The organism is Enterobacter sp. JJBC, from assembly GCF_036936505.1.
Lineage (GTDB): Bacteria > Pseudomonadota > Gammaproteobacteria > Enterobacterales > Enterobacteriaceae > Enterobacter > Enterobacter hormaechei_C.
Window position 1 is genome coordinate 635,103 of sequence record NZ_CP136935.1, and the last position, 25,712, is coordinate 660,814.

At 57.8% G+C, this 25,712-nt stretch carries 24 protein-coding genes, 1 tRNA gene and 1 pseudogene; 12 read left to right on the forward strand and 14 right to left on the reverse strand.

Going from position 1 to position 25,712, the window contains the following annotated elements:
* The first annotated feature begins 119 nt into the window (after positions 1 to 119).
* Positions 120 to 2,504 carry a family 20 glycosylhydrolase gene (locus RY075_RS03085; RefSeq protein WP_063855360.1) on the forward strand — a complete coding sequence of 795 codons (2,385 nt, stop codon included), beginning with the start codon at positions 120 to 122 and terminating at the stop codon, positions 2,502 to 2,504.
* Between the two features lie 94 nt (positions 2,505 to 2,598).
* On the opposite strand, the gene gbpA is transcribed toward RY075_RS03085, so the two are convergent.
* From gbpA to RY075_RS03110, 5 genes are all read right to left on the reverse strand, one after another.
* Positions 2,599 to 4,047, reverse strand: coding sequence for an N-acetylglucosamine-binding protein GbpA (gene gbpA / locus RY075_RS03090; RefSeq protein WP_109948623.1), 1,449 nt, complete (start codon positions 4,045 to 4,047; stop codon positions 2,599 to 2,601).
* Between the two features lie 138 nt (positions 4,048 to 4,185).
* Positions 4,186 to 4,572 carry a 2-iminobutanoate/2-iminopropanoate deaminase gene (gene ridA / locus RY075_RS03095; protein WP_058656238.1) on the reverse strand — a complete coding sequence of 129 codons (387 nt, stop codon included), beginning with the start codon at positions 4,570 to 4,572 and terminating at the stop codon, positions 4,186 to 4,188.
* A 73-nt stretch (positions 4,573 to 4,645) separates the two neighbouring features.
* Complete coding sequence (gene pyrI, locus RY075_RS03100) at positions 4,646 to 5,107, reverse strand: aspartate carbamoyltransferase regulatory subunit (RefSeq protein ID WP_003863370.1); 462 nt, start codon at positions 5,105 to 5,107, stop codon at positions 4,646 to 4,648.
* A 12-nt stretch (positions 5,108 to 5,119) separates the two neighbouring features.
* A complete protein-coding gene (gene pyrB / locus RY075_RS03105; RefSeq protein WP_003863368.1) occupies positions 5,120 to 6,052 on the reverse strand; it encodes an aspartate carbamoyltransferase in 933 nt (310 codons plus the stop codon).
* A gap of 34 nt (positions 6,053 to 6,086) precedes the next feature.
* Positions 6,087 to 6,191 (reverse strand): pyrBI operon leader peptide, encoded by a 105-nt coding sequence (locus RY075_RS03110; RefSeq protein WP_022646880.1) that lies wholly within the window; start codon positions 6,189 to 6,191, stop codon positions 6,087 to 6,089.
* On the opposite strand from RY075_RS03110, the pseudogene RY075_RS03115 reads away from it, so the two are divergent.
* Positions 6,171 to 6,295, forward strand: a pseudogene (locus tag RY075_RS03115) (hypothetical protein). The gene RY075_RS03110 and the pseudogene RY075_RS03115 sit on opposite strands and share 21 nt — an antisense overlap.
* On the opposite strand, the gene RY075_RS03120 reads toward RY075_RS03115, so the two are convergent.
* The 5 genes from RY075_RS03120 to arcA form a co-directional block, all read right to left on the reverse strand.
* Complete coding sequence (locus RY075_RS03120) at positions 6,292 to 6,771, reverse strand: ArgR family transcriptional regulator (protein WP_032608385.1); 480 nt, start codon at positions 6,769 to 6,771, stop codon at positions 6,292 to 6,294. The pseudogene RY075_RS03115 and the gene RY075_RS03120 sit on opposite strands and share 4 nt — an antisense overlap.
* An 80-nt stretch (positions 6,772 to 6,851) precedes the next feature.
* Positions 6,852 to 8,255, reverse strand: a complete 1,404-nt coding sequence (locus tag RY075_RS03125; protein ID WP_099543782.1) for a YfcC family protein — start codon at positions 8,253 to 8,255, stop codon at positions 6,852 to 6,854.
* A 46-nt stretch (positions 8,256 to 8,301) separates the two neighbouring features.
* Positions 8,302 to 9,306 carry an ornithine carbamoyltransferase gene (gene argF, locus RY075_RS03130; RefSeq protein WP_008501386.1) on the reverse strand — a complete coding sequence of 335 codons (1,005 nt, stop codon included), beginning with the start codon at positions 9,304 to 9,306 and terminating at the stop codon, positions 8,302 to 8,304.
* A gap of 119 nt (positions 9,307 to 9,425) precedes the next feature.
* A complete protein-coding gene (locus RY075_RS03135; protein WP_003862918.1) occupies positions 9,426 to 10,337 on the reverse strand; it encodes a carbamate kinase in 912 nt (303 codons plus the stop codon).
* Between the two features lie 10 nt (positions 10,338 to 10,347).
* Complete coding sequence (gene arcA, locus RY075_RS03140; protein WP_023305333.1) at positions 10,348 to 11,568, reverse strand: arginine deiminase; 1,221 nt, start codon at positions 11,566 to 11,568, stop codon at positions 10,348 to 10,350.
* A 674-nt stretch (positions 11,569 to 12,242) separates the two neighbouring features.
* Between arcA and RY075_RS03145 the strand changes: the two genes are divergently transcribed.
* The 5 genes from RY075_RS03145 (at position 12,243) to RY075_RS03165 (ending at position 19,056) form a co-directional block, all read left to right on the forward strand.
* The gene (locus RY075_RS03145) at positions 12,243 to 12,695 is read left to right on the forward strand and encodes a YhcH/YjgK/YiaL family protein (protein WP_023315297.1); all 453 of its coding nucleotides are present in this window, start codon (positions 12,243 to 12,245) and stop codon (positions 12,693 to 12,695) included.
* Between the two features lie 239 nt (positions 12,696 to 12,934).
* Positions 12,935 to 13,843: a 2-keto-3-deoxygluconate aldolase gene (gene yagE, locus RY075_RS03150; protein WP_063868782.1), complete on the forward strand. Its 909-nt coding sequence runs from the start codon at positions 12,935 to 12,937 to the stop codon at positions 13,841 to 13,843.
* Positions 13,844 to 13,857: 14 nt separating this feature from the next.
* On the forward strand, positions 13,858 to 15,825 hold the full coding sequence (yagF, locus tag RY075_RS03155; RefSeq protein ID WP_232967442.1) for a xylonate dehydratase YagF: 1,968 nt from the start codon (positions 13,858 to 13,860) through the stop codon (positions 15,823 to 15,825).
* A gap of 226 nt (positions 15,826 to 16,051) precedes the next feature.
* Positions 16,052 to 17,434 (forward strand): MFS transporter, encoded by a 1,383-nt coding sequence (locus RY075_RS03160; protein ID WP_048241475.1) that lies wholly within the window; start codon positions 16,052 to 16,054, stop codon positions 17,432 to 17,434.
* Between the two features lie 11 nt (positions 17,435 to 17,445).
* Positions 17,446 to 19,056, forward strand: coding sequence for a glycoside hydrolase family 43 protein (locus tag RY075_RS03165; protein ID WP_045336803.1), 1,611 nt, complete (start codon positions 17,446 to 17,448; stop codon positions 19,054 to 19,056).
* Between the two features lie 4 nt (positions 19,057 to 19,060).
* Here RY075_RS03165 and xynR read toward each other — a convergent pair whose 3' ends face one another.
* The 4 genes from xynR to RY075_RS03185 all read right to left on the reverse strand — a co-directional run bounded on the left by xynR (position 19,061) and on the right by RY075_RS03185 (position 21,952).
* Positions 19,061 to 19,819 carry a DNA-binding transcriptional repressor XynR gene (xynR, locus tag RY075_RS03170; RefSeq protein WP_045336813.1) on the reverse strand — a complete coding sequence of 253 codons (759 nt, stop codon included), beginning with the start codon at positions 19,817 to 19,819 and terminating at the stop codon, positions 19,061 to 19,063.
* Between the two features lie 175 nt (positions 19,820 to 19,994).
* Positions 19,995 to 20,429 (reverse strand): DUF3828 domain-containing protein, encoded by a 435-nt coding sequence (locus tag RY075_RS03175; RefSeq protein ID WP_232967444.1) that lies wholly within the window; start codon positions 20,427 to 20,429, stop codon positions 19,995 to 19,997.
* Positions 20,430 to 20,882: 453 nt separating this feature from the next.
* Positions 20,883 to 21,887: an ornithine carbamoyltransferase gene (argF, locus tag RY075_RS03180; RefSeq protein WP_063855365.1), complete on the reverse strand. Its 1,005-nt coding sequence runs from the start codon at positions 21,885 to 21,887 to the stop codon at positions 20,883 to 20,885.
* Positions 21,857 to 21,952, reverse strand: a complete 96-nt coding sequence (locus RY075_RS03185) for a hypothetical protein (protein WP_218969434.1) — start codon at positions 21,950 to 21,952, stop codon at positions 21,857 to 21,859. Before RY075_RS03185 ends, argF (RY075_RS03180) begins: the two co-directional genes overlap by 31 nt.
* 99 nt (positions 21,953 to 22,051) lie before the next feature.
* Here RY075_RS03185 and rraB point away from each other — a divergent pair, with 99 nt between their 5' ends.
* From rraB to RY075_RS03210, 5 genes are all read left to right on the forward strand, one after another.
* Positions 22,052 to 22,477 (forward strand): ribonuclease E inhibitor RraB, encoded by a 426-nt coding sequence (gene rraB / locus RY075_RS03190; RefSeq protein WP_023334329.1) that lies wholly within the window; start codon positions 22,052 to 22,054, stop codon positions 22,475 to 22,477.
* A gap of 46 nt (positions 22,478 to 22,523) precedes the next feature.
* A complete protein-coding gene (gene miaE, locus RY075_RS03195; RefSeq protein WP_003862942.1) occupies positions 22,524 to 23,282 on the forward strand; it encodes a tRNA isopentenyl-2-thiomethyl-A-37 hydroxylase MiaE in 759 nt (252 codons plus the stop codon).
* Positions 23,283 to 23,312: 30 nt separating this feature from the next.
* Entirely contained in the window at positions 23,313 to 24,035 is a 723-nt protein-coding gene (locus RY075_RS03200; RefSeq protein ID WP_109948618.1) for a topoisomerase II, read from the forward strand.
* 106 nt (positions 24,036 to 24,141) lie between these two features.
* Positions 24,142 to 24,226, forward strand: a tRNA-Leu gene (locus RY075_RS03205).
* A 200-nt stretch (positions 24,227 to 24,426) separates the two neighbouring features.
* On the forward strand, positions 24,427 to 25,692 hold the full coding sequence (locus RY075_RS03210) for an integrase arm-type DNA-binding domain-containing protein (protein ID WP_338628145.1): 1,266 nt from the start codon (positions 24,427 to 24,429) through the stop codon (positions 25,690 to 25,692).
* Positions 25,693 to 25,712 lie beyond the last annotated feature (20 nt).

A 25,712-nucleotide genomic window follows, 5' to 3' on the forward strand; every position in this document is an offset into this window, starting at 1 on the left:
GGCTTTCCTCCCAAATTCAACAACCTGTGATCTCCGTCGGCGCATTCGCTTGACGACAATTTGAGCGCATGTTAACAGAATGTTTTGCCTGTATTTGGCCCGTCAGATAAGGAACATTCATGTTACGGTACAGTCTCTTAACCGCCGGGCTCATGCTCGGCGCCTCCGCCTTTGCCGCACCGGCAGGCGACCTTCCCTTAATGCCCTGGCCTGCGAAGGTTGAACGCCCGACCACTCAGGGCGCGCTGGAGCTTAACAATCAACTCACCGTGAGCGTAAGTGGCGACGATCTGGGGGATGCGGTCAACCGCCTGCGCCAGCGCATCGCCCTTCAAACCGGCTGGACGCTACAGCCGCAGGCCGAAAAACCTGACAAGCCGACCATCCGCATCGCCATCGCCAAAAAGGTGAAGCCGCAGCCGCTGCCGGACAGCGATGAGAGCTATAAACTCACGGTGGACGCCAACGGCGTAAATATCTCCGCCAATACCCGCTTCGGCGCGCTGCGCGCCATGGAAACCTTGCTTCAGCTGATGCAGAACGGCGCCGAAAACACCTCGATCCCGTGGGTGACCATTGAAGATTCGCCGCGCTTCCCGTGGCGCGGGCTGCTGCTCGATTCGGCGCGCCACTTCCTCCCGATTCCGGATATTAAACGCCAGATCGACGGCATGGCCGCGGCGAAGCTCAACGTGCTGCACTGGCATTTGACCGACGATCAGGGCTGGCGCTTCAGCTCAAAGCGCTACCCTAAGCTGACCCAGCTTGCCAGCGACGGGCTGTTCTACACCCCTGAGCAGATGCGCGAGATTGTGCGTTACGCTGCCGAGCGCGGCATACGCGTGGTGCCGGAAATTGATATGCCGGGCCACGCCTCGGCGATTGCCGTCGCCTACCCGGAGCTGATGAGCGCGCCGGGGCCGTACGCCATGGAGCGCCACTGGGGCGTGCTGAAGCCAGTGCTGGATCCCACCAAAGAGGCAACTTATACCTTTGCCGACGCGATGGTCAGCGAACTGGCGGCGATCTTCCCGGATCCATATCTGCATATTGGCGGCGATGAGGTTGACGACAGCCAGTGGAAAGCGAACGCTGCGATCCAGAGATTCATGCGCGACAATAAACTGGCGGACAGCCACGCGTTGCAGGCGTATTTCAACCGCAAGCTGGAGACGATCCTTGAGAAGCACCACCGGCAGATGGTTGGCTGGGATGAGATCTACCATCCCGATCTGCCGAAAAGCATTCTGATCCAGTCCTGGCAGGGACAGGACGCGCTGGGGCAGGTGGCGCAGAACGGTTATAAGGGCATTCTCTCAACCGGTTTCTACCTCGATCAGCCGCAATCAACCGCCTACCACTACCGCAATGAAATTGTGCCGCAGGGGCTGAACGGCGTGGATGTGATAGCGGACACCGACAGCGTCCAGAGCTGGGCTTTCTCCATGCCGCGCCTGAAGGGCAAGCCGGTGGAGGGGAGCTTCACCCTAGTGAAAGGGGATGCCGGCTGGCGCGGGTTTATTGATTTTGCCGGGAAATCGCGTCGGGCGGTGGATAACATTCAATGGCGGGACGACAATCAGGTAACGTTTACCGTTGATACCTGGATGGGTGAAACGCGTCCGGTCGTTTCTGTTGAGAACGATAAGCTCAGCGGCTATTTCCAGGTGGGTAACGCCCGCTACCCGATTAGCGGCACGCGTCTGGACGCGGTCCCAAAAGGCATACCGCCAGTGGTGCCGGACCCGGCGAACGAGGCCAATCTGCTCGGCGGTGAAGCCGCGCTGTGGGCGGAAAACGTGGTTGCGCCGGTGCTGGATATCCGTCTGTGGCCGCGCGCCTTTGCGGTGGCGGAGCGGCTATGGTCGGCGAAGGACGTCAACGACATCGACAACATGTATACCCGGCTCCAGGCGATGGACAGCTGGTCGACGGTGTCGGCTGGACTACAGCAGCATACCCAGCAGCAGGTGCAGTTCACGCGCCTCGCCAACAATGCGGATACCCTGCCGCTGCAAATTCTCACCCAGGCGCTTGAACCGGCGCAGTATTACACCCGCCAGCATCTTAAGTTCCAGGCTGGAAACTATCATCAGTTTGAGCCGCTCAACCGGCTCGCTGATGCGCTAAACGCGGAAAGTGCGACCGTGCGTCAGATGAATAAATGGGCGGACCGTCTGGTGAGCGACGCGGAAGACACGGAAAGCGCCGACGCGCTGCGCCACGTCTTCAACCGCTGGCAGAGCAACACCAGCGACGCGCTGGCGCTAAGCGAAAACAGCTATCAGCTGAAGGCGATCAAGCCGGTGATTCAGGAAGTCGACAAGCTTTCGTCGATTGGCCTGCGGCTGACGGATCTGGTGGCGCGCCAGGGCACGCTGGATGATAAAGAGATCGCGTCGATCCAGAGCGAACTGGATAACGCGGCGAAGGTTCAGGACGAGGTGGTGATTGCGGCGGTGTACCCGCTGGAAACGCTGCTGCGCGCGACGCGGAATCAGTAGTAAAGAACCCTCACCCCAGCCCTCTCCCAAAGGGAGAGGGTGTATAAATTCCCTCTCCCTTTGGGAGAGGGTTAGGGTGAGGGAATCAGATCACTCAGTTCTTCAACACCCATGCCTCTCTCCAGTGCGCGCCCACGCCTGGTTCAAACTGGTTTGCGGTTGGGCTGTACTGCACGCAGTAGCCGCTGAACGGGACAGGCCTGCATTCGTAGGTCTTACCGTCTTTCGGCTGTAGCACTACGGTGCCCGCTTTGTAGGACGCGACGTTATCCGGGAAGATAAAGTCATGCGGGCCGTTGCTGTCCGCCGCGTCGCTTTCCAGCATCAGATCCAGCACGTCCTGCGCGAACAGGGTGCCGTCTTTGTTGGTGGCGTAGTATTTCAGCATATGGTGCCCCGCCGTGACGTCAGTCAGGGTCATGGTCACGTCCTGGCTGGCGTTATTCATCTCCTGCTTCAGATACCCCTTTTCCGCACCGCTGTGGTTCATCACGTGCGCTTCAACGTTCACGTCGCCTTTGGTGTTCACGTGGAAGGTGACGGATGCCTTGCCATTCTCGATTTTGCTGTAGTGCAGGTTAGATACAGCGATGGTTTCATTCACTTCCGCCTTCTGCTCTTCGTACGAAATCGCAACGGACTGGAGGGCGCTGCCGTCTTTGACGAAGACGCTGTTCGCGCCGTGAACCGGGCTAATTTCGCCCGCTTCATCCTTCACCCCGACACGCACATCGCTGTACGCGGCGTTGATCTTCTGCGCCAGATCGTAGGACCACTGGTTCGCATCCCCCTGGGCAACGGAGCCGATGGTCAGCTCGGTACGCAGGGCGGCAACTTCCCCGTTGGCGTCGAAGAAGCGTGCAATCACTTTATCGCCCGTGTTCAGGTTATTCCCGGCAATCTGTCCGCTCAGGGTTTTACTCCACTGGGATATCACCGCTGGGGTGCCGTCCGGCGTGACGTTGCCGCCGTTACCGAAATCAACGTCAATGGCCTGATAGAAACTGTTTGCGGTATCCGCAATTTCCCACACGCCATAAATAACCTGGTAGCCCGTACGTTCCGGGACATTACAGGTCATGGATTTTGTCATCGCCGGTGCCTGACCATTTCCGTTAATAGTACAGAACGGCGTTAATTCGAACTGGTCACGGGTCAGCGGTTTATTGGGGTCCCAGTTTTGTTTGGTAATGTAATAACGCCAGTTGGTGGTTTTATGCGGCGCGGTATGGTGCCAGACAAATTCATGCGGGCCTGCCGTCATGGGATTTTTGGTCCAGGCGTTCAGGCTCTGCTTATCAAGCTGGGAGTAGCTGGCAATACCGGCGCTGGCAAGCTGGCCGTCAGGCGGCATCGCACCCGTCGGGAAGCCGGAGGTCTTTTCTACGCTCTGCGGTTCATATTGTACAGAGCCACAGTCAGTATTCTGGCCGAGCTTACACATATAAGCGCGGCTGGCAGGGGATTCTATATATCCGTGTGCAAGTGCGGAAGACGCAACCGTTAATGTGGTTACCGCCAGCGCAATTTTAGAGAGTTTCATTCATCATCCATTAATTAGAATAGAGCAAGGCAGCGTCAGTCTATTAATGGAGTGGCGGATGCGTCATTTCCCGGAGAGAGTAAAAATGGTCGAAATAAAAAAAGGCAGCCAGAGCTGCCTTCTCTTTCTTGAAATAAATTAGCGACGTACGGCAATCGCTTCAATTTCAATTTTCACGTCTTTTGGCAGACGCGCCACTTCCACACAGGAGCGCGCCGGGAAGGCGGCGTTGTGCTCGGTGAAGAACGCTTCGTAAGTGGCGTTAACGGTCGCAAAATCATTCAGATCTTTCACGAACACGGTGGTTTTGACGATATCGCCCACTTTCAGACCGGCAGATTCGACGATCGCCTGCACGTTTTCCAGCGACTGACGCGCCTGCGCCGCTACGTCGGCAGGTACTTCACCGGTTTTTGGGTTCACCGGGATCTGGCCAGAAGTGATGATCATGCTGCCCAGATCAACGCCCTGAACGTATGGGCCGATAGCCGCTGGTGCATTTTCCGTCGCGAGTACTTTGCTCATTTTTTCTCCAGAATTACAGCGTTAAGAATGTTCCCGGCCATTATAACAGCCGGGATTTCATTACCAACCTCAATTAGTTGGCCAGCACCACATAATGAGAAAACTCTTTTTCGCAGTATTTGCATTTGAGTGCGATGTCATTGGCGCGCTTTTTCACTGCGAAACTGGAGGAAACCGGCTCAGCATGACTGATGCAGTTGCTGTTCGGGCAGACCAGCACGCTTTCGATGCGATCCGGCAGGCTTGGGCGGGATTTGCCCACCACGTCGTAATCGTCGATGCGGTTAACCGTGGCGTCCGGCGCGTACAGCGACAGCTGGTTAACCTGCTCGTCGGTCAGGAAAGTGTTCTCGATCTTGATCAGGTCTTTGCGGCCCATCTCGCCGGACGGCAGGTTCAGGCCGATGGTGATGCGCTGGTCGGTTTCGGTCAGTTTGAACAGCGTCAGCAGCTTAAAGCCCACCTGCGCAGGGATGTGGTCAATCACGGTGCCACGCTTGATGGCTTCAACCTGGAGTTTGTTATCGTGTGTCATGGTCGTCTCCCCTTACAGAGCTAATTCGCGATTCAGAACCAGTGCCAGTAACGCCTGGCGGGCGAAGATGCCGTTTCCGGCCTGCTGGAAGTACCAGGCGTGCGGCGTTTTATCCACGTCTGTGGTGATCTCATCGATGCGCGGCAGCGGGTGCAGCACCTTCATGTTGTCGCGCGCGCCCTCGAGGTCGCTGGCGCGCAGTACGAACTGCGCCTTCACGTTGGCGTACTCGGATGGGTCAAGACGCTCTTTCTGCACGCGGGTCATGTAGAGAATATCCACGTTGCCCATCACCTCTTCGATGCTGGCATGCAGGCTCCACGCGATGCCTTTTTCGTCCAGCATATCGAGAATGTACTGCGGCATCGCCAGCGCGTCCGGCGCGATGAAGAAGAAGCGGTTGCCGTTAAATTTCGCCAGCGCCTGGGTCAGGGAGTGGACGGTGCGGCCATACTTCAGGTCGCCGACCATGGCGATGTTCAGGTTCTCAAGCGTGCCCTGCGTCTCCTGAATGGTGAACAGATCCAGCAGGGTCTGCGTCGGGTGCTGGTTGGCACCGTCACCGGCGTTCAGCACCGGAATGCCGCCGGAAAACTCGGTCGCCAGACGCGCCGCGCCCTCCTGCGGGTGGCGCATCACAATCGCGTCGACGTAGGTGCTGATCACTGAAATGGTATCCGCCAGGGTCTCGCCTTTTTTACCCAGCGACGTGTTGCTGCTGTCAGAGAAGCCCACCACGCTCGCGCCCAGGCGGTGCATGGAGGTCTCAAAGGAGAGGCGGGTGCGGGTCGAGGCTTCAAAGAAGCAGCTCGCAATCACCTTGTGCTTCAGCAGCTCCGGTTGCGGATTGGCCTTCAGTTTTGCCGCGGTTTCCAGAACTAGTTCCAGCTCTTCGCGGCTGAGGTCGTTTATGGAAATGATGTGTTTTTGATAAAGCGGATTCATGTTTATCTCCTGACGCCGGGCAAAAAAAAGCCCCTCAAATGAGGGGCTCTGGGAATAGGTTTAGCAACGGGAAGAAAAACGGCAGGCCAGCGTCTGATTTCAGACGCGGTAAGACGTTATGTCGTACACGCTTGACCATGCTTCCTCCCGGCAAATTGTCGGGCATTATACGCAGCTCGCTTTTGGGATCAAGCGATTTAATGCACGCTTTACTCAATGCAAACGGTTCTTTATGAATATTAATGCGTTCTGAGTAAATAATTAATTTGCTTATGCACCAGCGCGGTGCGCTTCACTATGCGGGGCGCGACCCAGACAATACTGCTTCCGGCCACCACGCCTAAAATTTCCGGTAACTGGTGATAATCCAGAATACGCGCCACCGCGCGGCCATATCCGGCGACGGTATGGATAAGGATAAATTCGCTGTTGTGCTCCACGCTCACCACCATTTCAGAGACGGTACGTGCCGCGTCGGGGGCCGGGCGCAGCTGGGGATTCAGCGAATAAATCTTTAGCCCTTTGGCATTGCGAATTTTTATGACACCGAGCAACTTGAGCAGACGTGAAACGGTGGACTGGCTGATGGTCTCAAAACCCCGCTCCTGTAAGTCGCGGCGGATCTCTTCCTGGGAGAGATAGCTCTTTTCCGCGATCAGACGCTGGCAGACCGTTAGCTGTAGTTGCTCTTTGGGAGAGTACTCTTCGTAATCCATCATAGTTCCCATATCAGTTCCCGAAATAACCGGTGGCACCGCACCGATCCGTAGGCCGGATAAGCGCAGCGCCATCCGGCAAATCACAACAAAGCGCCCAGGCTTAACGCCACCATAATCACCACCGTTAAAATCCCCAGCAGCGGCGCGACCCATTTCAGATAACGCACGTAGGGCACGCGGGCGATAGCCAGCCCGCCCATCACGACGGCAGAGGTGGGAGTGATCAGGTTAACGATGCCGGACGCCGACTGGTAAGCCGTAACCACCAGGTCGCGGTTGACGTTAGCGAAATCGGCAAGGGGCGCCATGATCGGCATCGTCAGAACGGCCAGGCCGGACGAAGAAGGCACAAGAAACGACAGCACCACTTCCAGCCAGTACATCACGTTGATGAACGCCACCGTCGACAATCCGGTGACCATTCCCTCGGCGCTGTGCAAAATGGTGTGGGTAATCATGCCCTTATCCATGATCACTACGATACCGCGCGCGATGCCGATAATCAGCGCGACGCCCAGCAAATCTCGCGCGCCGTTGATAAAGGTTGAGGTCAGCTCCTCTTCGCTCATGCGGGCGATCAGCCCGACGATAATCGCGCTGGCGAGGAACACCGCCGAGATCTCCGCCATCCACCAGCCCAGCACCGCCACGCCGTAGATCATCACCGCAAAGGCGAGGGCGAAGATCACCAGGATGAGTTTGCGCACCGGGGTAAACTCCAGCGACTGCTCGCCCTTGTTGCCGAGGAAGTGGGCGCGGTTCTCTTCCTGCTTATCCGCCACGATCGACAGCGACGGATCCTTGCGCACCTTACGGGCGTAACGCATTACCCACGCCACGCAGATGATCCAGCCGATCGCCAGCAGCGCGATGCGCAACATGATGCCGTTGGTGAAGGGGATCCCGGCGGCGTTGGCGGCGATCACCGTGGCGAACGGGTTGATGGTGGAGCCGAGGGTGCCGATCCCCGCGCCGAGCAACACGGTAGAGGCCGCAACCACCGGATCGAACCGCGCCGCCAGCATCACCGGCACCAGTAAGGTATAGAAGGGCAGCGACTCTTCTGCCATGCCGTAAATCGTTCCGCCCGCGGCAAACAGCGCCATCAGGATCGGGATCATCCACTCTTCGCGTCCGCGCAGCCGGGTAGTCACACGCTCGATCCCGGCGTCAATCGCCCCGGTTTTGGTGACGATCCCGAGGAATCCCCCGATGATCAGAATAAACAGCGCCACGTCGATGGCTCCGGCCTGGCCGGATTCCGGATCGTACAGCCCGGCAATCGGCGCCATCAGCACGGAGACCAGACCTTGCGGGTGCGCTGCCACGTGCGCGTAGGTGCCAGCAACCGGCACTTCTTTACCGAGCGCCTCGTTCATTGCCATATGGTACTGCCCGGCCGGAACAATCCACGTCAGCACGGCAACCACGGCAATCAGAAAAAAGAGAATGGTGTAAGCGGAGGGAAACTTGAACTTGCCCATGATGTTCTCCTGAACCCGGCGCACCCCGCGGCGCGCCGGGCGGTGATTAGTCGCCGAGTGTCGCCACCATGACCGCTTTAATGGTGTGCATGCGGTTCTCTGCTTCGTCGAAGACGATGGAGTTCGGTGATTCGAAGACCTCTTCCGTCACTTCCAGCCCCTTCAGGCCGTACGCCATTTCGATTTCGCGGCCCACTTTGGTGTGCTCGTTGTGGAACGCTGGCAGGCAGTGCATGAACTTGACGTTCGGGTTACCGGTGGCCTTCATCACCTGCGCGTTTATCTGATACGGCTTCATCAGGCTGACGCGCTCGGCCCAGGCCTCCTTCGGCTCGCCCATGGAGACCCACACGTCGGTGTAGAGGAAATCGGTCCCCTGCACGCCTTCTTCCACGTCGTCGGTGAGGGTGATGCGCGCGCCCGTCTCTTTCGCAATGGCGCGGCACTGCTCAACCAGGCCTGCCTCCGGCCAGAAGGATTTCGGCGCCACGAGGCGGATATCCATCCCCATCTTGGCCGCACCGACCATCAGCGAGTTGCCCATGTTGTTGCGCGCGTCGCCGAGATAGGCAAAGCTCAGCTCCGGCAGGGTTTTGCCCGGGGAGTGCTCCAGCATGGTCATCAGATCGGCGAGAATTTGCGTTGGGTGGAACTCGTCGGTCAGGCCGTTCCACACCGGCACCCCCGCGTACTCGCCCAGCTCTTCAACGATGGCCTGGCCGTAGCCGCGATATTCGATGCCGTCATACATGCGGCCCAGCACGCGGGCGGTGTCTTTCATCGACTCTTTATGGCCAATCTGCGAGCCGCTTGGGCCGAGATAGGTGACCTGCGCGCCCTGGTCGAACGCGCCCACTTCGAAGGCGCAGCGGGTGCGGGTGGAGGTTTTTTCAAAGATCAGGGCGATGTTTTTCCCGACCAGGGTTTGCTTCTCGCGCCCGGCTTTTTTGGCGGCCTTGAGCTCGATGGCGAGGTCAATCAGGTACTGGATCTCCGCCGGGGTGTAGTCCAGCAGTTTCAGGAAGTTGCGGTTTTTCAGGTTAATGGTCATGGGGAAATCCTTTTTAAATTGTTAGCTGTCTGATGCCCTCACCCCGGCCCTCTCCCACGGGGAGAGGGGGGCTTACATTCCCTCTCCCTCCGGGAGAGGGTTAGGGTGAGGGGAGGGGTTTAGTTACGAATCAACGTGCCTTTCTCGCCCGCCAGGATCTCCGCGCCGTCATTCAGCGCGCCGATCCCGGCAATGCCGCCGCAGGCCTCAACAAACTCGCGGCAGGCGGCTACTTTCGGCCCCATCGATCCGGCGTCGAACTGCATGCCTCTGAGCAGCTCAGGCGTCACCTGCGCCAGCGGACGTTGGGTTGGCTTGCCCCAGTCGAGGTACACCGCGTCGGCATCGGTGAGGATCAGCAGGGCGTCGGCCTCGATCTGGCGCGCCAGCAGGGCGGCGGAGAGGTCTTTGTCGATCACCGCCTCAATGCCGCGATAGCCGTTGGCGTTTTCCACCACCGGCACGCCGCCGCCGCCGTTGCAGATCACCAGATGGTCGCGCTGGATAAGCGCCGTGATGGCGTCGCTCTCGACAATGCGCTTCGGCTGCGGAGAGGGCACCACGCGGCGGAAGTAGCTGCCGTCGGCCTTAAACACCCAGCCTTTCTCCGCGGCCAGCGTTTTTGCCTGGGCTTCGCTGTAGACCGGGCCGATGTACTTGGTCGGGTTACTGAAGGCCGGGTCGGCGGCGTCCACTTCCACCTGCGTGAGCAGGACGCTGACCTCGCGCTGGGGCAGATTGTTTTTCAGCGCCTGCTGGAGCATGTAGCCGATCATCCCCTGGCTTTCGGCGCCGAGAACGTCCAGCGGGTAGGGCGTGACTTTGTCGTAGGCGCTGTTTTGCAGCGCCAGCAGTCCGACCTGCGGGCCGTTGCCGTGCACCAGCACCACGCGCCACTGCTCCGTTAAGCCGGCGATGGTGCGGGCGGCCTGCTCGATGTTCTGGCGCTGGATGTCCGCTTCAAGCGGTTCGCCGCGCTTGAGCAGCGCGTTGCCGCCAAGGGCCACAACCAGAGTGGGTTTTCGTTCCATGATGGCTCCTTTAAATTCCGTCGCGTTCCAGTGGGCAGCTCATGCAGCGTGCGCCGCCGCGACCGCGTCCCAGCTCGTCGCCCGGGATCGGCAGCACGGTGATGCCCGCCTTGTCGTACTTCTCGTTGGTCCAGACGTTGCGCTCGTAGCCGATCACCACGCCCGGGCGGATGGTCAGGACGTTGTTAGCGTCGTTCCACTGCTCGCGTTCGGCTTCAAAGGCATCGCCGCCGGTGGTGATCAGACGTACCTGGTTAATGCCGAGCGCTTTCTCGATGGCGTGCAGCAGGTCGGTTTCCTGGGTGCGCAGCAGGCCGCCGCGGCCGTCCGGGGTGAGCGTCCAGCACTGGGCGTCTTTGCGCACCACTTCCGGGTAGACGGAGAAGGTATCCACGTCGATGTGGGTCATGACGGTGTCGAGGTGCATGCAGGAGCGGTGTTTTGGCAGCTCAACGGCAATCACGCGCTCGGCCTGGCGGTGTTTAAACAGGCTGTTAGCGAGGAACTCCACGCCCTGCGGGGTGGTGCGTTCGGACATGCCGATCAATACCGCCCCGCGACCAATGACTAATACGTCGCCGCCTTCTAAAGTGGCGTGGTCGTAATTAATATTCTCGTCGCCGAAATACTTAATAAACTCGCCGTCGGCAAATGCGGGATGCCAGCGATATATTGCCCGCAGGTTATTCGTTTCACGCTGGCGGGCGGGTTTCGCCATCGGATTAATGGAGACGCCGTTATATATCCAGCAGGAGGTATCGCGGGTAAATAAGTGGTTCGGCAGCGGCTTCATAATAAAATCATTCGCCGTGTGGGTATCGACCACCATATTTTTAATGGCCGCCGGAATTTCACCGTAGGTTAATCCGCCGCTTAACCTGCGCGCCAGTTCGCGGTGCGGCATATCCGCCAGCCAGCCGCGTACGTCGGCGGCGAAGGTTGGCCCCAGGCGATAGTCGGAGATTTGTGTTTCAAGAAGCCAGGCTTTTGCTTCCGCAATATCAAGCGTTTGCGTAAGAAGGTCGGTCAACAGGAGGACTTCCACACCCTGCTCGCGCAGCGTGTTTGCGAAGATGTCATGCTCTTCACCCGCCCGTTCAACCGAGAGCACGTCATCAAATAACAGCTCCTGACAGTTTGAGGGAGTTAACCGTTTCAGACTTAAATTAGGACGGTGCAGCATAACGCTACGCAATTGACCAATTTCAGAACCGACGTAATGCTTTTCCATAATTATTCCTTTAACTTTTTTCAGAATAAAAAGGGCATGCGCCATGTGAGGTGTTTAATTTCATGGCGGCTAAGCTCAATAGATTTCGTGAGTTATAGTAGGCGCTTAAATAATGGTTATTGTGACATTGCTCACGCGAAAACCGATATTGATGAGTTTGTTTTCAATTGCATGATTCGTATCAGATAATGATTAATTTCATATTATTACGGGATGAATAGCTAAGCAGGAACGGGTGGCAATATTTGAGTTTGTTATTATTTTGTAGAATTACACGTTTTGAAATATTTAGTTATATGGTTGATTTTAATAGATAAAATGTTGATTCGGGAATAGCTATGCAATAATGACAGTTAACTATTTTTCACTTAAGATAAATCAATAAATAATTATGGATTTTTAAAGGAAATAACCAAAGTGATAAAGTGTGATATGCCAACAGGTTTTGTGAGTTACGTTTTAAATTCAGTGAGTTAGACCCTATGTGCAAAGTGCATGAAATGAGGTTATGCATAACCACTGCATAAATGCCTGTGTGCAATTAACAGTGGATTAACACATTTCCCGATAAACATGCGCTGACGCAAATCTTGTCAAAAAAGGGCTGGTATGGAAGAAGCAATTCTCGTATAAAACATGAAAATGAAACAATGTTTTAATCTGAGGGTTGTATCATGATTATTGGCAATATTCATCATCTCCAGTCCTGGCTGCCAGAAGAGCTGCGCCAGGCCATTGAGCACGTTAAGGCCCACGTCACCGACGCAACGCCGACCGGTAAGCACGACATCAATGGCAACAGCCTGTTTTATCTGGTTTCGGAGGACATGACCCAGCCGTTCGCCGAGCGTCGTGCTGAATACCATGCACGCTATCTGGATATTCAGATTGTGCTGAAGGGTCAGGAAGGGATGACCTTCAGTACCCTGCCGCACGGTACGCCGGACACCGACTGGCTGGCGGACAAAGACATCGCGTTCCTGCCGGAAGGCGAGCAGGAGAAAACCGTGGTGCTGAGCGAAGGGGATTTTGTGGTGTTCTGGCCGGGTGAGGTGCATAAGCCGCTGTGCGCGGTGGGGGCACCTGCTAAGGTCAGGAAAGTGGTTGTTAAAATGCTGGTGGAGTAATTTTCCCTCACCCTAACCCTCTCCCACGGGGAGAGGGAACTTTTACACCCTCTCCCCGTGGGGGAGGGCCGGGGTGAGGGCACCAGACCGCACCCACGCATAATGTGATCCAGCTTAAACTTCCCGCACTCCCTCCTCATCTCTCATTTACCTGCGCTTTTCCTGCGTCATAGTATGATCGTTAATTTAACGAACGCTGTTCTACAATGTAGAACAAAATGATTCAATAAGGAGATCACATGCCGCAGTCCGCGTTGTTCACGGGTATCATTCCCCCTGTCTCCACCATTTTTACCGCCGATGGCCAGCTCGATAAGCAGGGCACCGCCGCGCTGATCGACGATCTGATCAAAGCAGGCGTCGACGGCCTGTTTTTCCTGGGCAGCGGCGGCGAGTTCTCCCAGCTCGGCGCCGAAGAGCGTAAAACCATTGCCCAATTTGCTATCGATCATGTCGATCGTCGCGTGCCGGTCCTGATCGGCACCGGCGGCACCAACGCCCGGGAAACCATTGAGCTGAGCCAGCACGCGCAGCAGGCAGGGGCGGACGGCATCGTGGTGATCAACCCTTACTACTGGAAAGTGTCGGAAGCGAACCTGATCCGCTATTTCGAGCAGGTGGCGGACAGCGTCACGCTGCCGGTGATGCTCTATAACTTCCCGGCGCTGACCGGGCAGGATCTGACCCCGGCGCTGGTCAAAACCCTGGCCGACTCGCGCAGCAACATCGTCGGCATCAAAGACACCATCGACTCCGTCGCCCACCTGCGCAGCATGATCCACACCGTTAAAGGCGCCCATCCGCACTTCACCGTGCTGTGCGGCTACGACGATCATCTGTTTAATACCCTGCTGCTCGGCGGCGACGGGGCGATTTCGGCCAGCGGCAACTTTGCCCCACAGGTGTCGGTAAATCTTCTGAAAGCCTGGCGGGATAACGACGTGGCGAAAGCGGTTGAGTATCATCAGACCCTGCTGCAAATCCCGCAGATGTATCAGCTGGATACGCCGTTTGTGAACGTTATTAAAGAGGCGATTGTGCTCTGCGGTCGTCCGATTTCCACGCACGTCCTGCCGCCAGCCTCGCCGCTGGACGAGCCGCGCAAGGCGCAGCTGAAAACCCTGTTACAACAGCTCAAGCTCTGCTGAGCCGGACGATAACGATGACCATTGAGAAAATTTTTACCCCACAGGACGATGCGTTTTATGCGGTGATCACCCACGCGGCGGGGCCACAGGGCGCGCTGCCGCTGACCCCGCAGATGGTGATGGAATCCCCCAGCGGCAACCTGTTCGGCATGACGCAGAACGCCGGGATGGGCTGGGATGCCAACAAGCTGACCGGCAAAGAGGTGCTGATCATCGGCACCCAGGGCGGCATCCGCGCCGGGGACGGACGCCCGGTTGCGCTGGGCTACCACACCGGCCACTGGGAGATCGGCATGCAGATGCAGGCGGCGGCGAAGGAGATCACCCGCAACGGCGGGATCCCGTTTGCGGCCTTCGTCAGCGATCCGTGCGACGGGCGCTCTCAGGGCACGCACGGCATGTTCGACTCCCTGCCGTACCGCAACGACGCGGCGATCGTGTTTCGCCGCCTGATCCGTTCCCTCCCGACGCGCCGGGCGGTGATCGGCGTCGCGACCTGCGATAAAGGGCTGCCCGCCACCATGATCGCGCTGGCCTCGATGCACGACCTGCCGACCATTCTGGTGCCGGGCGGGGCGACGCTGCCGCCGACCGTGGGGGAAGATGCGGGCAAAGTGCAGACCATCGGCGCGCGCTTTGCCAACCACGAACTCTCCCTGCAGGAGGCCGCCGAGCTGGGCTGTCGCGCCTGCGCCTCGCCGGGCGGCGGGTGTCAGTTCCTCGGCACGGCGGGCACCTCGCAGGTGGTGGCGGAAGCGCTGGGTCTGGCGCTGCCGCACTCCGCGCTGGCCCCGTCCGGGCAGGCGGTGTGGCTGGAAATTGCCCGCCAGTCGGCGCGTGCGGTGAGCGAGCTGGATAACCGTGGCATCACCACGCGCGATATCCTCACCGATAAAGCCATCGAAAACGCCATGGTGATCCACGCGGCGTTCGGCGGCTCCACCAATTTACTGCTGCACATCCCGGCCATCGCCCACGCGGCGGGCTGCACGATCCCAGACGTAGAGCACTGGACGCGCGTCAACCGTAAGGTGCCGCGCCTGGTCAGCGTGCTGCCCAACGGCCCGGACTATCACCCGACCGTGCGCGCGTTCCTGGCAGGCGGCGTGCCGGAGGTGATGCTTCACCTGCGCGATCTTGGCCTTCTGCATCTGGACGCCATGACCGTGACCGGCCAGACGGTGGGCGAAAACCTCGACTGGTGGCAGGCCTCCGAGCGCCGTGAGCGCTTCCGCCAGTGCCTGCGCGAGCAGGACGGTGTGGAGCCGGATGACGTGATCCTGCCGCCGGAGAAGGCAAAAGCGAAAGGGCTGACCTCAACGGTTTGCTTCCCGACGGGCAACATCGCGCCGGAAGGCTCGGTAATCAAGGCCACGGCGATCGACCCGTCGGTCGTCGGTGAAGATGGCGTTTACCGCCACACCGGCCGGGCGCGGGTGTTTGTCTCGGAAGCGCAGGCAATCAAGGCCATCAAGCGGGAAGAGATCAAGCAGGGCGATATCATGGTGGTGATCGGCGGCGGGCCGTCCGGCACCGGCATGGAAGAGACCTACCAGCTTACCTCCGCGCTGAAGCATATCTCGTGGGGCAAGACGGTGTCGTTAATCACCGATGCGCGCTTCTCGGGCGTGTCGACGGGCGCCTGCTTCGGCCACGTGTCGCCGGAGGCGCTAGCGGGCGGGCCGATTGGCAAGCTGCGCGATAACGACATCATCGAGATAGCCGTCGACCGACTGACATTAACGGGCAGCGTGAACTTTATCGGCACCGCGGACAACCCGCTGACGCCGGAGGAGGGGGCACGCGAGCTGGCAATGCGGCAGACGCACCCGGACCTGCACGCCCACGACTTTTTGCCGGACGATACCCGGCTGTGGGCGGCGCTGCAGTCGGTGAGCGGCGGCACCTGGAAAGGCTGTATTTATGACACCGATAAAATTATCGAGGTAATTAACGCCGGTAAAAAAGCGCTCGGCATTTAATTATTTTCTAAGATAAAACCGTCTGCGGGAAATATTCCGCGGACGGTTTTCGCATGTCTGTAATTTGCTAATTTAAACAATAAGTTGTGATATATCGTTGGCGTCACAAAAGCAAAATAACGTAATTCGGAAATAAGATATGACCATTGCTGGTTAATTGAACAGCTCATTACACTCCATTAACACGATGTTGTAATTCAGCACACTACATAAGGGTGTAATTCTGATGACGCAATTAACCATGAAAGACAAAATTGGCTACGGGCTGGGTGACACCGCCTGCGGCTTCGTCTGGCAGGCCACGATGTTCCTGCTGGCCTATTTCTACACCGACGTCTTCGGCCTGTCGGCGGGCATTATGGGTACGCTGTTTTTGGTCTCCCGCGTGCTCGACGCCGTGACCGACCCGCTGATGGGGCTGCTGGTCGACCGCACCCGCACGCGGCACGGCCAGTTCCGCCCGTTCCTGCTGTGGGGCGCCATCCCGTTTGGCATCGTATGCATGCTGACATTCTACACGCCGGACTTCTCCGCGCAGGGCAAAATCATCTACGCCTGCGCGACCTACATTCTCCTGACCCTGGTTTACACCTTCGTTAACGTCCCGTACTGCGCCATGCCGGGGGTGATCACCGCCGACCCGAAAGAGCGTCACGCCCTGCAGTCCTGGCGCTTCTTCCTGGCGGCGGCGGGCTCGCTCGCCATCAGCGGCATTGCCCTGCCGCTGGTGAGCATCATCGGCAAGGGGAATGAGCAGGTGGGCTATTTCGGCGCCATGTGCGTGCTGGGACTGACCGGCGTGGTGCTGCTCTACGTCTGCTTCTTTACCACCAAAGAGCGTTACACCTTTGAGGTTCAGCCGGGCTCGTCAGTGGCGAAAGACCTTAAGCTGCTGCTGGGCAACGGCCAGTGGCGCATCATGTGCGCGTTCAAGATGATGGCGACCTGCTCCAACGTGGTGCGCGGCGGGGCGACGCTCTACTTCGTGAAATACGTGATGGATCACCCGGAGATGGCGACGCAGTTTTTACTCTACGGCAGCCTCGCCACCATGTTCGGCTCGCTCTGCTCGTCTCGTCTGCTGGGCCGCTTCGACCGCGTCACCGCCTTTAAGTGGATCATCGTCGCTTACTCTCTGATTAGCCTGCTGATCTTCTTCACGCCGGCGGAGCATATTGCCCTGATTTTCGCCCTCAACATCCTGTTCCTGTTCGTCTTTAACACCACCACGCCGCTACAGTGGCTGATGGCCTCTGACGTGGTGGATTACGAGGAGAGCCGCAGCGGACGCCGCCTCGACGGGCTGGTGTTCTCCACCTACCTGTTCAGCCTGAAGATTGGCCTGGCGATTGGCGGGGCGGTGGTGGGCTGGATCCTGGCCTGGGTGAACTACTCCGCCAGCAGCAGCGTGCAGCCGGTAGAGGTGCTGACCACCATCAAAATTCTGTTCTGCGTGGTGCCGGTGGTGCTCTACGCGGGCATGTTCATCATGCTGTCGTTCTACAAGCTCACCGACGCCCGCGTGGAGGCCATCAGCCAGCAGCTGATCAAGCACCGCGCGGCGCAGGGCGAGGCCGTTCCCGACGCCGCGACAGCCGCATCCCATTAACCGGAGGCAATATGGAAATCACTAACCCTATTCTGACCGGCTTCAACCCGGACCCGTCCCTGTGCCGTCAGGGCGAGGACTACTACATCGCCACCTCGACCTTCGAGTGGTTCCCGGGCGTGCGCATCTACCACTCCCGCGACCTGAAAAACTGGTCGCTGGTCAGCACCCCGCTGGACCGCGTGTCGATGCTGGACATGAAGGGCAACCCGGACTCCGGCGGCATCTGGGCGCCGTGCCTGAGCTACGCCGACGGCAAATTCTGGCTGCTCTACACCGACGTGAAGATTGTCGACTCGCCGTGGAAAAACGGCCGCAACTTCCTCGTCACCGCGCCGTCCATCGAGGGACCGTGGAGCGAGCCGATCCCGATGGGCAACGGCGGGTTTGACCCGTCCCTGTTCCACGACGACGATGGCCGCAAATACTATATTTACCGCCCGTGGGGGCCGCGCCACCACAGCAACCCGCACAACACCATCGTGTTGCAGGCGTTTGACCCGCAGACCGGCACCCTCTCGCCCGAGCGCAAAACCCTGTTTACCGGCACGCCGCTCTGCTACACCGAGGGGGCGCACCTGTATCGCCACGCGGGCTGGTACTACCTGATGGTTGCCGAGGGCGGCACCAGCTACGAGCACGCGGTCGTGGTACTGCGTTCCAAAAACATCGACGGACCGTACGAGCTGCACCCGGACGTGACGATGATGACCAGCTGGCACCTGCCGGAGAACCCGCTGCAGAAGAGCGGCCACGGCTCGCTGCTGCAGACCCACACCGGGGAATGGTACATGGCCTACCTCACCAGCCGCCCGCTGCGCCTGCCCGGCGTGCCGCTGCTGGCCTCCGGCGGGCGCGGCTACTGCCCGCTGGGGCGCGAGACCGGCATCGCCCGCATTGAATGGCGCGACGGCTGGCCATACGTGGAAGGCGGCAAGCACGCGCAGCTGACCGTGAAAGGCCCGCAGATGGCGGAACAGCCTGCATCCATTCAAGGCAACTGGCGGGAGGACTTTGACGGCAGCACGCTTGACCCTGAATTGCAGACTCTGCGCATTCCGTTCGACGACACCCTCGGCTCGCTCACCGCCCGCCCGGGCTACTTACGGCTCTACGGCAACGACTCGCTCAATTCGACCTTTACACAGTCGACCGTGGCGCGCCGCTGGCAGCACTTCACCTTCCGGGCGGAGACGCGGATGCAGTTCTCGCCGGTTCACTTCCAGCAGAGCGCGGGGCTGACCTGCTACTACAACAGCAAAAACTGGAGCTACTGCTTTGTGGACTACGAGGAGGGGCAGGGGAGAACCATCAAGGTTATTCAGCTCGACCACAACGTACCGTCGTGGCCGCTGCACGAGCAGCCCATTCCGGTGCCGGAACAGGCGGAGAGCGTCTGGCTGCGGGTGGACGTGGATAGGCTGGTCTACCGCTACAGCTACTCTTTCGACGGCGAGACGTGGCACGCCGTGCCGGTAACCTATGAGGCGTGGAAGCTATCGGACGACTACATCGGCGGGCGGGGCTTCTTCACCGGCGCGTTTGTGGGGCTGCACTGCGAGGACATCAGCGGCGACGGCTGTCACGCGGACTTCGACTACTTCACCTACGAGCCGGCCTGACGGCTCAGGCCGGGTAGCCCAGCGCGCGTGAAAGCTGGAGCCCGGCCTGCCGAAGCTCCTCGCGGAAATTAGCCAGCTCGGCGTCGTCCACGCGCGAGGTCAGCGTCGACAGGCTCAGGGCGGCAATCACGCGGGATTCATGGTTCCACACCGGCACCGCCACGCAGCGCACGCCCTGCTCGTTCTCTTCGCTATCCAGGGCATAGCCCTGCTCGCGGGTCTGCGCCAGGGCGCTCATTAAGGCTTCGCGAGAGGAGAGAGTAGCGGGCGTAAAGGTGGTGTACTGATAGCCCTCAAGCAGGGTGTTCAGCTCGGCCTCGCCCAGCCAGGCAATCAACACCTTACCGATGGCGGTGGCGTGAACCGGCAGGCGGCGGCCAATGCGCGAATAGGCGATGGCGGCCAGCTTGCCTTCAATCTTCTCGATATAGACCCCTTCACGCCCGTCCAGGATCCCCAGATGGGTAGTCTGCCCGGTTCGCCGGGACAGCTCCGTCAGCCAGCCTTTCGCCTTCTGACGAATATCGATGGAGCCCACGACAAAATGGCCGCGCTCGACCAGCTTCATGCCGAGGCGATACTTACCGTTCTCCGGGTTCTGATCGATATAGCCGTGAAGCTGGAGGGTTTTCAGCAGCGAGTGGAGGGTACTCTTGCTCAGCCCCATCAGTTTGCTGATGTCGGTGATCTTAAGCTCGGTGGCCTGCTCGTTGAACAGGTCGAGGATCTGCAACGCACGTTCAACAGACTGAATAATCGGCATAATGCTGGCATGTCCACGCTGGAATTAAGGCGAAAACGTACCTTTTTCGGGGTGAAAAATCAATGAAGTGGAGCCGGTGTTCTCCCTCTCCCCGTGGGAGAGGGCCGGGGTGAGGGCATCAGGCCGCAGCGCCATCCGGCAACAAAGGCGGCTACATTATTGTTAGCGGGGGACATCAATTATTATCCCGAGCGGTGACAGACTGGATTTTCCAGACCCCATCTTCTTTAACCATGCGATCAATGACTGTGTGCTGGGTCTTTTTGCCAAACGTGATATTCACGTTTACACAGACCGGGTCTGAATCATACGAATCAATAGCCACATTCTCAGCCCAGTCCTCGCCGATATATTGCGATTTCATAAAAAAATCAGCCTCGTAAAATTCAGCGTCGGCATAACGGGGATCGGCTGCATGACGTAATTTTTTCATGGTGCTGGCCGTAACGAACTCATCGATTTCATTTCCCTGTTGGATGGGATAACGATCATTGTTCACTTGTTTAATGTACCAGCGATTGAATTCAAGAGCGCGCTGCATCGGTATCTGAAAATCTTCGGCCCCCAATGCGGCTGTGCTGAATAACACAATTAAGATGAGCTTATTCATATTAATAATGCCTGTATAAGGTGACGGCTGGCTGGAGTTGGCGATAGGTTGGCCCCTTCGATTTCAAGGCCTCCGGCACGAATGGCGGCGGCGATTGCTCAAGCGCAATAGTGTCCAGTATGGGTTAGTGCGTGGCTACGGGCGTATGACACAGCTTCACGCTTATTCCATGACATAAATAATCCTTATTAACGAAATGCAGCAATAAGGAAATATTACGCCGATAATATACGGTGTTTTGTAATTGATAATGACCTGATATTAACCATTATCTACTCAGTAAATAATGGTTAATAAAAATATAAATATCTATTATGGTTAATGCGTATCTGAGAAAGCATCACTAAAATGAATTTTTCTGCCTGACGATAACGCTGTTGTCGTTTTTAGGGTTTTCTCCCTCTCCCTGTGGGAGAGGGCCGGGGTGAGGGCACCAGCGCGCAGAGGACCCAATCACTCCCCAAGCGTCGCCACCATCACCGCCTTAATCGTATGCATCCGGTTTTCCGCCTGGTTGAACACGATGCTCGCCGCCGACTCAAACACCTCGTCCGTCACTTCCATCCCGCCGTGCAGGTCGAACTCTTTCGCCATCTGCTTGCCGAGCGTGGTCTGGTCGTCATGGAACGCCGGCAGACAGTGCAGGAACTTCACGTCCGGGTTGCCGGTGAGCGCCATCATCTGCGCGTTCACCTGATACCCGCGCAGCAGCGCAATCCGCTCCGCCCACTTCTCTTTGGCTTCGCCCATCGACACCCACACGTCGGTATAGATAAAGTCCGCGCCCTTCACGCCCGCCGCCACGTCTTCCGTCAGGGTAATTTTCCCGCCGTGCTTCTCTGCCAGCGCGCTGCACTCCGCCACCAGGCTCTCTTCCGGCCAGCAGGCCTTCGGGGCCACCAGGCGCAGATCCAGCCCGGTCAGCGCTGCCGCTTCCAGCATCGAGTTGCCCATGTTGTTGCGCGCATCGCCCGCGTAGACCAGCGTCATCTCGTTAAACGCCTTGCCCGGCAGGTGCTCCTGCATGGTCAGCAGATCCGCCAGCAGCTGCGTCGGATGGAACTCGTTGGTCAGCCCGTTCCACACCGGCACGCCCGCGTACTGCGCCAGCGTTTCGACCACTTCCTGGCCGTGGCCGCGATACTGAATGCCGTCGTACATCCGCCCGAGCACGCGCGCGGTGTCCTTAATTGACTCTTTATGCCCAATCTGGCTGCCGCTCGGCCCTAAATAGGTAACGCGCGCGCCCTGGTCAAATGCGGCAACTTCGAAAGAGCATCGTGTACGGGTTGAGTCTTTTTCGAAGATGAGCGCGATGTTTTTGCCAGTAAGCTTTTGTACTTCCTTACCATTTTTTTTATCGGCTTTGAGCTGTGCGGCAAGAGTCAGCAGAGAAGTGAACTGTGCAGGGGTAAAGTCGAGCAATTTCAGAAAGTGTTTCTTGTACAGATCAGACATTTTATCCTCACATGGCGAACGTCACCTATTGAATTAAAATTCACTTTATATGTGTAATTATTCATTTGCAACCCCGTTTCACAAATCTTTCCAACAAAGGTGGAGGCAAACCCGTCCGTGTGTGAAAATAGAAGTATCTGCCGCACTTTAAAGAGGATTGAGCCATGGCAAACCCGGAACACCTGGAAGAGCAACGCGAAGAGACGCGTCTGATTATTGAAGAACTGCTGGAAGACGGTAGCGATCCGGACGCGCTGTACACCATCGAGCACCATTTCTCTGCGGATGATTTCGACGCGCTGGAAAAACTGGCGGTAGAAGCCTTCAAGCTGGGTTACGAAGTGACCGAGCCGGAAGAGCTGGAAGTGGAAGAGGGCGACACCGTCATCTGCTGCGACATCCTGAGCGAAGGCGCGCTGAAGGCGGAGCTGATCGACGCGCAGGTAGAACAGCTGATGAACCTGGCCGAGAAGTTTGACGTGGAATACGACGGCTGGGGAACCTACTTCGAAGATCCGAACGGTGAAGACGGCGAAGAAGGCGACGACGAAGATTACGTCGACGAAGACGACGACGGCGTGCGTCACTAAGCGTTTCAGGCGGTGGCGCGCGCCACCGCTTTTTCAAGGCAGAACCATGGATTACCCGCAGATACTCGCCCCCGTACTCAACTTCCTCCAGTGCCCGACCCCGCAAGCATGGATTGATAAAGCCCGCGACCCGGCGAACCTGCCGCTGCTGCTCACCGACCACATGGTGTGCGAGCTCAAGGCCGCCCAGACCGCGCTGCTGCTGGTACGTAAATACGTCGCCGACGAAAGCGGTGCCGACGCGCTGCTCGACTGGCTCAAACCCTACGAACAGTTCACCTTCCGCGACGGTCCGGAGCCGGACTTCATCGCCCTGCACAGGCAGATTGGCAAAAGCGTGATGCCCAAAACCGACGACCCGTGGGGCCAGGCGCTCATCGACAGCATGGTGCTGCTGATTAAAGAGGAGCTGCACCACTTCTGGCAGGTGCGAGAGGCGATGCTGGCCCGCGACATTCCGTACGTCAAAATCACCGCCAGCCGCTACGCCAAAGGGATGCTGAAGGAAGTGCGCACCCACGAACCGCTGACGCTAATCGACAAGCTCATCTGCGGCGCCTACATCGAAGCCCGCTCCTGCGAACGCTTCGCCGCGCTGGCCCCGTTCCTCGACGATGACTTACAGAAGTTCTATCTCTCGCTGCTGCGCTCGGAAGCGCGCCATTATCAGGACTACCTGACGCTGGCCCAGCAGGTGAGCGACGACGATATCTCACCGCGCATAAAGCTTTTTGGCGAAATTGAAGCCACACTTATCTCGACACCGGACAACGAGTTTCGCTTCCACAGCGGCGTGCCGGTGTAAACCGGCATAACTCAAGGATAAGGATGCGAGATGAATAAAACGTGGACCCGTATTGTGATTGTCGTCATTGCGGCTGCCGCCGTGGCGTTCTGGGTGTTTTTCGACAGGCAGCGCGCCCCGGAACGGCAGATGGATAACGCCCTTAACGCGATGCCCGCCTGGCAGGTGATTAAGGAGCAGGAGCCCGCGCTGCATCAGCGCATCCTCGACCAGATGGCCGCCCTGCAAAAAGCGGGCGAGCCGGAGCAGCAGATTATCGACACCATCCAGCCGCAGATCCTGCATCTGCAGATGTCGCGCCTGCAGAACGCCCCGGACGCCAACGTGGTGAACTACATGACCATCAACATGGAGCAGACCGCCGCCATCCAGAAGGTGAGCGACGACGCCTGCTTCCGCTTCCTCTACCCGATGGTGAAGGGCGGCATCAACCCGATGCGTATGCTGGATAAAGACCTGATGACGCGGCGCATGCAGGCCGACGCCGACATGATGCGCGCGGCCTACGGCAAAAACCGCCACACCGTGACCCCGGCCGAGCGCGAGGCGGCTGTCGAGGATGTGCGACCGATTATGAAGGCACTTGCCGATAAGTACGGCGAGGACATCCAGCTGCTGCAGATGCCGGAGAAGGCGGTGGGCAAAGAGAAGCTCTCCTGCGATATGGTGCAGGAGATGTGGGCGAAGGTGCTGGCGATGCCAGAGCAGAAGGCGGCGGGGGTGATTCGGCTGGCGGTGTCTGAGTTGGACTGACGAAGGACGCTGGTTTTTTGGGCACTTAGCGCGGGTTTCGCGCGTCGTCGCTTGCATGGCGGCGCGCGACAGGTATAATCCACAACGTTTCCGCATCCCCTTCAGTGCCGAAGTGGCGAAATCGGTAGACGCAGTTGATTCAAAATCAACCGTAGAAATACGTGCCGGTTCGAGTCCGGCCTTCGGCACCAAAAGTATGTAAGTGGACCTCAACTGAGGTCTTTTTTTATGTCTGAAATCCGGGCCATACAAGGCTTTCCACGATTTTCTCCTCAACTGAAGTCAACCTAACTCAACCCACATCAACAAGCTTGTGAGTATACTAATGAGTATATTTGCCGATTCGATATTGCTTGTATACTCACGAAATACCAATGGAAGGAGGACCATTATGGCCCTAACGGATACTAAAGTTCGTTCTGCAAAACCTGAGGAGAAAGAGTATTCACTTGTTGACGGTGACGGCATGTTCTTACTTGTAAAACCTAACGGTTCCAAGTATTGGCGATTTCGTTTCCGTTTTGGCGGTAAACAGCATTTGATGGCGTTCGGTGTCTATCCTGAAATTTCACTGGCGGATGCCAGGAAGAAAAGGGAAGAGGCCAGAAGGTTGGTAGCTGCTGGTATCGATCCTCGTGAGCATAAACGTGCTGTGAAAGAAGAGCAGGCGAAAGAAATTATTACTTTCGAGAAGGTTGCCAGAGAGTGGCTCGTGACCAACCAAAAATGGTCGGAAGATCATGCTAATCGCGTAAAAAAGAGTTTAGAGGACAATATCTTCCCGGCAATTGGTACTCGCAATATTGCTGAACTGAGTACCCGCGATCTGTTAATTCCCATTAAAGCCGTCGAGATATCTGGCCGTCTTGAAGTAGCCTCCCGTCTTCAACAGCGCACCACGGCCATCATGCGTTATGCGGTGCAAAGCGGATTGATTGATTACAACCCGGCGCAGGAGATGGCTGGGGCCGTCGCATCTGGCAATCGGCAACATCGCCCGGCGCTGGAATTAAAGCGCATCCCTGAGTTACTCGAGAAAATAGACGGCTATACCGGCAGGCCGCTAACCCGTTGGGCAACGGAACTCACTTTGCTTATCTTTATTCGATCCAGTGAGCTGCGTTTTGCTCGCTGGTCAGAGATCGATTTTGAAACGTCAATGTGGACTATCCCGCCTGAGCGAGAGCCTATTCCCGGCGTGAAATATTCTCAGCGAGGATCAAAGATGCGTACACCTCATCTGGTGCCGCTTTCAAAGCAGGCTCTGGCAATCCTGAAGCAGATAAAACAGTTCTGCGGCGCACATGAACTTATTTTTATTGGCGATCACAATCCGCGTAAGCCCATGAGCGAGAATACGGTAAACAGTGCGCTACGGGTGATGGGCTATGACACTAAAATTGAGGTTTGCGGCCACGGCTTTCGTACAATGGCTTGTAGTTCGTTGATTGAGTCAGGGCTGTGGTCGAAGGATGCGGTGGAGCGCCAGATGAGCCATATGGAACGCAATTCGGTTAGGGCGGCGTATATCCATAAAGCGGAACATCTGGATGAGCGAAAGTTGATGTTGCAGTGGTGGGCTGATTTTCTGGATGCAAACCGGGAGAAAACCGTTTCACCATTCGATTATGCAAAGCTCAACAGCCCAATGAAGTAAAATACAGCATACACCCCAGC